The sequence below is a fragment of the Mesorhizobium sp. M7A.F.Ca.CA.002.15.2.1 genome (genome assembly GCF_003998715.1).
Classification (GTDB): domain Bacteria; phylum Pseudomonadota; class Alphaproteobacteria; order Rhizobiales; family Rhizobiaceae; genus Mesorhizobium; species Mesorhizobium ciceri.
Genome location: NZ_RZPI01000293.1, coordinates 1 through 6457, shown reverse-complemented (window position 1 = coordinate 6457; position 6457 = coordinate 1). Strand labels below are relative to the sequence as shown.

Annotated in this window: 6 protein-coding genes; 3 read left to right on the top strand and 3 right to left on the bottom strand. The window is 63.4% G+C overall.

All coding sequences use genetic code 11. The annotated features are described in order from the left end of the window. Positions 1-283 precede the first annotated feature (283 nt). Positions 284-1318 (top strand): LacI family DNA-binding transcriptional regulator, encoded by a 1035-nt coding sequence (locus tag ENZ74_RS17415; RefSeq protein WP_063170181.1) that lies wholly within the window; start codon positions 284-286, stop codon positions 1316-1318. On the opposite strand, the gene ENZ74_RS17410 is transcribed toward ENZ74_RS17415, so the two are convergent. From ENZ74_RS17410 to ENZ74_RS17400, 3 genes are all read right to left on the bottom strand, one after another. Continuing rightward, entirely contained in the window at positions 1315-2268 is a 954-nt protein-coding gene (locus ENZ74_RS17410; protein WP_082826663.1) for an alpha/beta hydrolase, read from the bottom strand. The two genes, ENZ74_RS17415 and ENZ74_RS17410, sit on opposite strands and share 4 nt — an antisense overlap. Before the next feature lie 10 nt (positions 2269-2278). Then, positions 2279-3427, bottom strand: a complete 1149-nt coding sequence (locus ENZ74_RS17405; protein WP_013532953.1) for a Gfo/Idh/MocA family oxidoreductase — start codon at positions 3425-3427, stop codon at positions 2279-2281. Between the two features lie 267 nt (positions 3428-3694). Then, positions 3695-4456, bottom strand: coding sequence for a DeoR/GlpR family DNA-binding transcription regulator (locus ENZ74_RS17400; RefSeq protein WP_013532952.1), 762 nt, complete (start codon positions 4454-4456; stop codon positions 3695-3697). 162 nt (positions 4457-4618) lie between these two features. Between ENZ74_RS17400 and ENZ74_RS17395 the strand changes: the two genes are divergently transcribed. Both ENZ74_RS17395 and ENZ74_RS17390 read left to right on the top strand, forming a co-directional pair. Next, positions 4619-5419: a class I fructose-bisphosphate aldolase gene (locus ENZ74_RS17395; protein ID WP_023756676.1), complete on the top strand. Its 801-nt coding sequence runs from the start codon at positions 4619-4621 to the stop codon at positions 5417-5419. Positions 5420-5422: 3 nt separating this feature from the next. Next, on the top strand, positions 5423-6373 hold the full coding sequence (locus tag ENZ74_RS17390) for a PfkB family carbohydrate kinase (RefSeq protein WP_063167587.1): 951 nt from the start codon (positions 5423-5425) through the stop codon (positions 6371-6373). Positions 6374-6457: the final 84 nt, after the last annotated feature.

The window sequence follows — 6457 nt, the reverse complement described above, 5'->3', positions numbered from 1 at the left end:
TTTCCAAGCCGTGTATGGGCGACATGGCGACATTTGGCAAGCAGGCCCGTAGCTGAGGGCTGAGCGGCAAGCTTCTGCAGCCCTTCGTCGAACTGACAATGAAGTCCATGACGCCATCAGTTTTGAAGCGTTAACAAATAATTTGACGCATGGAATATTTTTGCGTTCTATTGGGAACTGTGAAAATTGACTGAATAAGTTCCGTCAAGCATTGTCGCATCCGGTCAACGGCCGCATGACTGTGGGCGGGGCCGATCGTTGGCAGGGGATCAGGAATATATCGATGGCGGAGAAGACGCACCGCACGATGGACGACTTCGCCCAGGCATGCGGCGTGTCGCGCCCGACGCTGTCCAAATATTTCGACGATCCGGCGAGCGTGAAGCCAGCGACGCGGGCGCGCATCGAAGCCGCCCTGCGTTCCTCGGACTATCAGCCGAACCTTTTCGCCCGCAATCTCAACCGCAAGCGCACCCGCAACATCGGCATCGTCGTGCCGACGATCACCGATCCTTTCTACGCCGAGATGGTCAGCCGCATCGAATTTCGTTGCCGCGACGAAGGCTACTGGCCGATCGTCATTTCCTCGCATGGCTCGCCGAAGCTGGAGGCGGAGTCGGTCAGGACGCTGCTGTCGCTGAAGGTGGCCGGCGCGATCATCGCCCCGCTCGGCCTTGCCTCCGACCGCAGCGTCTTCGACAAGCTCGGGCAGGACATTCCGATCGTCTATTTCGACACCTATATCGAGGGCGATACGCCGTTCGTCGGCAACGACAACCGGCAGAGCGTGTCGACCATCGTCGACTATCTCTGTCGCTCGGGCGAACCGCCGGTCTATCTCGACATTCCGCATGTCAACCACAACTCCGGCGAACGCCAGGAGAGCTACATCGTCGCGATGGAGACCGCCGGCTTCAAGCCGGCCGTCATCGAGGCCGCGCGCGATTACACCTGGGACTTCGAACGCATCGGCTACGAGCAGACGGAAAAAATGCTGGAGGCCGGGACCTTGCCCGGCCGCACCATCCTGTGCGCCAACGATCGTCTCGCCTTTGGCGTAATGGCGGCCGCGTACTCGCGCGGCCTGAAGGTCGGCCGCAGGCCCGATTGCGATCTGCGCGTTGCCGCCCACGACGACCATCCGCTGAGCCGCTACACCTGTCCGGCGCTGACCACCATGGCGCAGGATTTCACCGCCATGGCCGGCCGCAGCGTCGAGATCCTGCTGGCCCTGCTGGACGAGGCCGATCCGCCGAAGCAGGGCATGGCGCGCACCGTCAAGCTCGGTGCCAACCTGGTGATGCGTCAGTCGGCCTAACCGGTCGACGTCGATCCCTCGAAGTGGCGCCAGGCCGTCACCCCCTCGACCACCGCTTGCCGGGCGGCGGGAATATGGCGTCCCATCGAGACGAAGCCATGGATCTGGCCCGGCCATTGCCGCAGGATCATAGGCACGCCCGCGGCCTGCAGGCGCGCCGCATAGGCTGCCCCTTCGTCGGCCAGGATGTCACAGCCCGCAAGCGCCACGAATGCTGGCGCGACGCCGGCAAGATCAGGCGCCAGCAAGGGCGAGACGCGCCAGTCCATGATATTGTCGGGCGTTCGCACATAATGGTCGCGGAACCATGCCATGGTCGTCGCGGTAAGGCCGAAGCCGTCGCCGAAACGCCGGTAGCTGTCCGATGTCTGCCGCGCGTCGGTGTTGGGATAGATCAGGATCTGCGTCGCAAGTGGTGGAGCGAGCCCATCGCGTGCGAGCAGCGCCAGCACTGCGGCAAGATTGCCGCCGGCGCTGTCGCCGGCAACACCAATGCGCACCTTGTCGATGCCCAGGTCGACGGCATTCTCGGCCATGAAGCGAAGTGTCGCCAGGCAATCCTCGAGCCCGGCGGGAAATTTGTGCTCCGGGGCCAGGCGATAGTCGGGGCAGACAATGACGGCGTTGCCGAGATTGGCCATCAGGCGGCAGATCTCGTCATGTGAATCGAGATTGCCGATGACCCAGCCGCCGCCATGCAGATAGAGCAGCGCCGGCGCCCCGCTCGGCAGTGCGTCGATGCCGCGATGGATGCGGACAGCGATGGGGCCGTTCGGCCCGTCGATCTGCTGTTCAAAGGTCGTCGCGACCGGCTCATGCTCACCTTGCAGCGTCGGGAACGAGGCGTTGTAGGCAGCTCGCGCCGCCGCCACGCTGCCGGTCTCGAATGGCTTGCCGCCGGCTGCACGAGCCATGTCGAGGACGCGCAGCGCATCCGGATCGAGCGTCATGATCATACCCTCAGGCCAGCAGATCGCTCGCCTCTTCCTCGGTCAGCAGGGCCGGCTGGACGACATCGCCCGCGATGGCGACCGAGCCCTGTGTTTCACCGGAGCGCAGGATAGCCTCCATGATCTCCAGCACATGCAGCGCCAGATTGCCGGAGGCGCGTGGCGTGTTGCCGGTCTGAAGCGAGCGCACCAGATCGGCGACGCCGAGCATGCGGTAATTGGCGCGATCGGGCGCCGCATAAGGCCAGTTGCGGGCGCCATAGAGTTCGCCTTCGCTGGCGAAATCCCTCCAGTCGGTGCCGCGTTTCGACAGCGACACGGTGCCGCCGAACGTGTCGGGGTCGGGCAGGCGCAGCGAGCCTTCCGTGCCGTGCAGTTCGATCGGATGGTTGGAGTGGCGAAAGACATCCCACGAGGCGCCGAAGGTGACGGTTGCGCCGGAGCGGAACTCCAGCAGCGACAGCACATTGGTCGGCGTGCCGACCTTGAATGTGGTGTTCTTGAATGGCCCTTCGGCAGTGATCAGCCGCTCCTCCTGGCCGCGCGTCGCCATCGCCATGACGCGTTCGACCGGGCCGAGCAGATTGACCAGCATGGTCAGATAGTAGGGGCCCATGTCGAACACCGGGCCACCGCCTGGCTGGTAGTAGAACTGCGGGTTGGGGTGCCAGTGCTCCATGCCGCGGCCCATCATGAAGGCGGTGCCGGTGACCGGGCGGCCGATGGCGCCGTCATCCATCAGCCGGCGGGCGCGGCGTCCGGCTGCACCAAGGAAGGTGTCGGGCGCCGAGCCGAGCAGCAGCCCGCGCGACCGCGCCTCGTCGACCAGGCGCCGTCCATCGGCGGCCGAGGTGGCGAGCGGCTTTTCGGTGAAGACGTGCTTGCCGGCCGAAAGGGCGGCAAACGAAATGTCGAAATGCGCCGCCGGAATGGTCAGGTTGAGGACGAGATCGATCTCGGGGTCGGCCAGCAGTGCATCGACGCCGAGTGCCCGTATGCCATATTCCTTCGCCCGCAGCGCCGTCATGTCGGCCGAGATATCGGCGCAGGCGCGCAACTCGATGCCGCCGAAGAGAGCGGCATTGCGCAGATAGGTCATCGAGATATTGCCGCATCCGATGACGCCGATCCCGAGTTTCGTCGTTGATATCCCGTGCATTTTCGATCGTACCTCCCAACGCGGTCACCGTCTGCCGAATCCGCCCAGAAGTAACGGATCGCCTTCGCAAAGGGCTATACAACATTTTAAATATTGACGCGCGTAAAATTTTTATACAACATGCGAAAATGCTGGCGCGATATCGGGAGGCTGCCAGTCCTGGGAGGAGAAAATGACCGACATGAAAAAACGGCCGACCGCCGATGCGGATGCCGTGGGTCATGCGCGCATCGGATATTTCCGCCGCGGCCAGGGACCTCGACGGGGTCAGGCATAGATCACCTTGGCCCCTGTCCTATCAAGCTGGCTGCGTATTGGGCCGGACAGGCCATCGTCGGTGATCACGACATCGACGCTCGACAGCGAAAAGGCCTTGGAGGTTCCGCTGACGCCCCATTTGCTCGAATCCGCAAGGAGGACAACGCGCCGGGCCATGCGCACGAGGTTTCGCTTGGTTCGCGCCATGTCTTCGTTCACGTCGACCACATCCAGTGACGAGTCAATTGCATGCGCTCCAACAAAGACCTGATGCGCTACCAAGCCGCCGAGAGCCGTGTCGGCATCGGTGATCAGCGTGCTTACCGTATCCGGGTAGACCCGGCCGCCGATCATGTGAACGTCGAGCCCGGGCCGATGCATCAGATGCTGCACGATATTCATCGCCGTGGCCGCGACCACGACATTGCTGAGCGGCGGTAACAGCATGGCAACCTGCATCAATGTCGAGCCGCCATCGAAGATGACCGATTGGTTGTCCTCGAACAGGTCTATCGCTGCCCGGGCGATGCGTTTCTTTGCATCGAGGTTTGTTTGCATCCGCCGGGCGAACGCGGCCGTGGTCGAATCCGTGGTCCGGGTCACCGCGCCTCCGCGGGTCTTGGTCAGCAGTCCCTTGCGATCCAGTATCTCGAGGTCGGAGCGCACCGTGACTTCCGACACGCCAAAATCGTCTGACAGGTCCTTGATGCGAACCTGTCCGCTGCGTTGCACTTCACCCAGGATCGATTGGCGTCTCTGCTCTGACAACATTGGCCTGTCCTTGCCTCCATGCGCCAAGCGATCGCCCTGGCCTCGGTTCACTCTACCGAAAATAGGCGAATTCGAAAGCTTTCGAAAGATTGCATTTGTTATTTCTTTCGCAAACACTGGGTCCAGGATTTTGAAATCAATCAATTGGAGAGTTTTGGACTCATGAGCCTCGGAACCAAGGTGCGCCTGGCGCGCCTCTTCTCACATCCATCGGGGAATCTTTTTGGCGGCGCGGTCGACCACTTTGTCGGCTATGGCGACGTGCGCAAAGGAGGTCTTGCCGACCTGCCGGGTGCGCTTGCACGCGTCATGGTAGGCAAACCTGACTACGTCAGCATCCAGCCTGGCACCGCGCGCCATCTGTGGCCGCAATATGCGGGCAAGGCTTCCCTGGTGATCCAGGCCGGCTGCTTCACCCCAGACGATCGCATCAGTGAACTGATTGCAACGCCCGAGGATGCGGTGCGCGCCGGCGCCGATGCGTTGGCCGTGGCCATTCCGGTGCGCGGCGCGACCGAGGGAAAATACATACGCTGGCTGACCGATTCGGTGAACGCGGCGGCTCGTTACGGCATGCCGGTGGTAGCGCATATCTACCCTCGCGATTTCACCGACGGGGCAAAAATCGTCTTCACCCCCGACGAGATCGCCTATGCGGCACGCATCGGCTACGAGTCCGGCGTCGATGTGATCAAGATCGGGTACACGGGCGATTTCGAGTCGTTCCGAGAGACCGTTCGGACCTGCCCGGTGCCGGTTGTGATCGCTGGTGGTCCGAAGACCGACACGCTGCTCGGCGCCCTTCAACAGACGGCGGACGCCATCCGTGCAGGCGCGCGCGGTGCCGTGGTGGGCCGCAATCTCTGGGGGCACGGCGATCCGGAAAAGGCAGCGATCGCCTTTCGGGGCGTCATCCATGACGGCCTTTCGGCGCAAGACGCCTTGGCGAAGGCGGGTGCCTGAACGATGCCCGCCGTCCCTTCAATCCTCGGCTTCGGAGCTATTGCGATCGACGACATCGTCTATGTCGATCAGCCGTTGTCGGCGGGCAAGGGGAAGGTTTTGCAAAGTGCCCGAGCTTTCGGGGGAAACGTCGCGACGGCACTTGCCGCCGTCGCGCGGCTCGGCGGAAGCGCCGGGTTCGTCGGATGGCTGGGCAGTGCCGCCGACGACGCCGTGTTGTGCGATCTCGTTGCGAGCGGCGTTGAAACCGCGTTCGCGCCGCGCCACCCGCACGCGCGCCCGGTGCGCTCGCGGATCACCGTCGGTTCGGATGGGGAGCGGTTCATCGCGTATGACGACGAAGCGATGCTGGGCACCGCGCCGGACTTTCCGGACGAGGTTCTCAGCCGCGCGACTGTCCTGATCGTCGACAGTTACGGGATCGGGTCGCTGGATGTCGTGGCTCGGGCTCGCGATCTCGGCCTTGCGATCCTCGGCGATGTCGAATGGAGCCACGGCCCGGCCACCGAGAGACTGATCGGGCTCTGCGACCATCTCATTCTTCCGCTGGGCTTTGCGCGGACCGCCACCGGCCGCCACTCGCCGGCCGAGATACTCGATGCATTGTGGTTGCCGTCGCGGTCCGCCGTGGTTCTGACGGATGGCGGCAGAGGCGTCTTCTATCGCGGACGCGACGAGACAGGGCTCTGGCACCTGCCTCCGCAACGGGTTGCCGTCGTCGACTCGACCGGCGCCGGTGACTGCTTTCATGGCGCCTATGCCCTTGCATTGACGCGCGGGGCCGACACCGCAGGCCGGGTCGCATTCGCGGCCGCGGCGGCGGCCCTTTCGATAACGGGGCGGGGCGGGCGCGAGGCGCTTCCGACCGACGACCAGGTCAAGGAACTCCTGGCATCGACGAACGCGCCGTCGGCAGTCGAACTGAAATATGCGCGGCTTGATACCGGAACATAGCCCGAACTATCCGAGGAAAAATTTCGCAGGTGAACGTAAGCCGAGGACAATCATAAAAATCAGTGGCTTAGACTTGTGGAGGGA